The following is a 2500-nucleotide window of genomic DNA, read 5'->3' on the forward strand; positions in this document are numbered from 1 at the left end:
GCTTTCTTCGTAATTTTGGTTGCGGGGGCAGGATTTGAACCTGCGGCCTTCAGGTTATGAGCCTGACGAGCTACCGGGCTGCTCCACCCCGCGTCCAGCGCATTCGGCAAGGCCGAATGTCGCGGTTACGTCGTTGCTTTAGCGACGACGGATCTTTGCCGGAGTAAATTGCGGAGCAATTTATCTCCTGTAAGGGACGCACTTGGCGTTTTCCTTAAGTTTTGTCTTAAACTGCAAAAGGCCGCTTTTGGCGGCCCTTTTTTGTCGGCTGGGCCGAGGGATGTGATGAGAAGATTTTTGATGCGTTTTGCAGACCTGGCAGCGACCTACTCTCCCGCGTCTTGAGACGAAGTACCATTGGCGCTGGGGCGTTTCACGGCCGTGTTCGGAATGGGAACGGGTGCAGCCGCCCCGCGATAACCACCAGGTCGGCAAAACGCAACATTGTTCATGTTTTCACATGAACGTTGTTTTCGAGAAGCTGGAGAGCTCAAGGCTCTATTTAATTTACACGTCGTTTCTGTGACTTATCCGTATGTTGCCTTGCTCGAGGTCGAGCGTGGCGCCCATACAGGACGCTAGTCCGTCGCCAATCGTTTGGCGCGCCGTCTGCAGCGTAGTGGCCGAAGGCCACGTCAGCGTGAAGACAGAACAGATCATCAAGCTTCGCTTGATGAGCATGAACAATGGGAACGAAGAAGTCGATCGAGCTATTAGTAACGGTAAGCTTCACACATTGCTGTGCTTCCACACCCGTCCTATCAACGTGGTCGTCTTCCACGGCTCTGATAGGGAACACTCGTTTTCAGGTTGGTTTCCCGCTTAGATGCCTTCAGCGGTTATCCATTCCGTATATAGCTACTCTGCTATGCCCTTGGCAGGACAACAGATCCACCAGAGATACGTCCATCCCGGTCCTCTCGTACTAGGGACAGATCCTGTCAATATTCCTACACCCACGGCAGATAGGGACCGAACTGTCTCACGACGTTCTGAACCCAACTCACGTACCGCTTTAAATGGCGAACAGCCATACCCTTGGGACCTGCTCCAGCCCCAGGATGCGATGAGTCGACATCGAGGTGCCAAACAACCCCGTCGATATGGACTCTTGGGGGTCATCAGCCTGTTATCCCCGGCGTACCTTTTATCCGTTGAGCGATGGCCCTTCCACACGGGACCACCGGATCACTATGACCGACTTTCGTCTCTGCTCGACTTGTCAGTCTCGCAGTCAGGCTAGCTTATGCCATTGCACTCGACGACCGATTTCCGACCGGTCTGAGCTAACCATCGCGCGCCTCCGTTACTCTTTCGGAGGCGACCGCCCCAGTCAAACTACCCACCATACACTGTCCCGGATCCGGATAACGGACCGCGGTTAGACATCCACGAAGATAAGGGTGGTATTTCAAGGATGGCTCCACAGAAACTGGCGTCCCTGCTTCAAAGCCTACCACCTATCCTACACATGCCTTGGCGAATGCCAGTGTAAAGCTATAGTAAAGGTGCACGGGGTCTTTCCGTCTGACCGCAGGAACCCCGCATCTTCACGGGGAATTCAATTTCACTGAGTCTATGTTGGAGACAGCGGGGAAGTCGTTACGCCATTCGTGCAGGTCGGAACTTACCCGACAAGGAATTTCGCTACCTTAGGACCGTTATAGTTACGGCCGCCGTTTACTGGGGCTTCAGTTCAGAGCTTGCACCCCTCCCTTTAACCTTCCAGCACCGGGCAGGCGTCAGACCCTATACGTCGTATTGCTACTTCGCAGAGCCCTGTGTTTTTGATAAACAGTCGCTACCCCCTGGTCTGTGCCACCCCATCATACTTGCGTACAAAAGGGTCACGCTTCTTCCGAAGTTACGCGTGCAATTTGCCGAGTTCCTTCAACATAGTTCTCTCAAGCGCCTTGGTATACTCTACCTGACCACCTGTGTCGGTTTCGGGTACGGTCTATACGGTGGAGCTATTTCCTGGAACCTCTTCGCCGCCCAACCAATCCAATAAGATTGAACAACACACGAGATCCGTCACTACCACCAGGCCCACGAATATTAACGTGGTTCCCATCGACTACGCGTGTCCGCCTCGTCTTAGGGGCCGGCTAACCCTGCTCAGATTAACTTTAAGCAGGAACCCTTGGTCTTTCGGCGAGGGAGTCTCTCACTCCCTTTATCGTTACTCATGTCAACATTCGCACTTCCGATATCTCCAGCAGCCCTCACGGGTCCGCCTTCACAGACTTACGGAACGCTCCGCTACCACTTGCACAAAGTGCAAATCCTCAGCTTCGGTGCATGGCTTTAGCCCCGTTACATTTTCGGCGCAAAGACCCTTATTTAGACCAGTGAGCTGTTACGCTTTCTTTAAATGATGGCTGCTTCTAAGCCAACATCCTGGTTGTTTTGGGATCCTCACATCCTTTCCCACTTAGCCATGACTTGGGGACCTTAGCTGGAGGTCAGGGTTGTTGCCCTTTTCACGACGGACGTTAGC

At 53.3% G+C, this 2500-nt stretch carries 1 tRNA gene and 2 rRNA genes (1 of these 3 cut by a window edge); all 3 read right to left on the reverse strand.

From position 1 onward, the window contains the following. Positions 1-16: 16 nt before the first annotated feature. Positions 17-93: transfer RNA gene (locus K7A42_RS00085), tRNA-Met, on the reverse strand. Positions 94-313: 220 nt separating this feature from the next. After that, positions 314-428 (reverse strand): 5S ribosomal RNA (rrf, locus tag K7A42_RS00090). A gap of 264 nt (positions 429-692) precedes the next feature. Beyond that, positions 693-2500 (reverse strand): 23S ribosomal RNA (locus tag K7A42_RS00095) (it continues 992 nt past the right edge of the window).

Origin of the sequence: Agrobacterium sp. InxBP2 (assembly GCF_026191755.1) — a bacterium.
Classification (GTDB): Bacteria; Pseudomonadota; Alphaproteobacteria; order Rhizobiales; family Rhizobiaceae; genus Agrobacterium; species Agrobacterium pusense.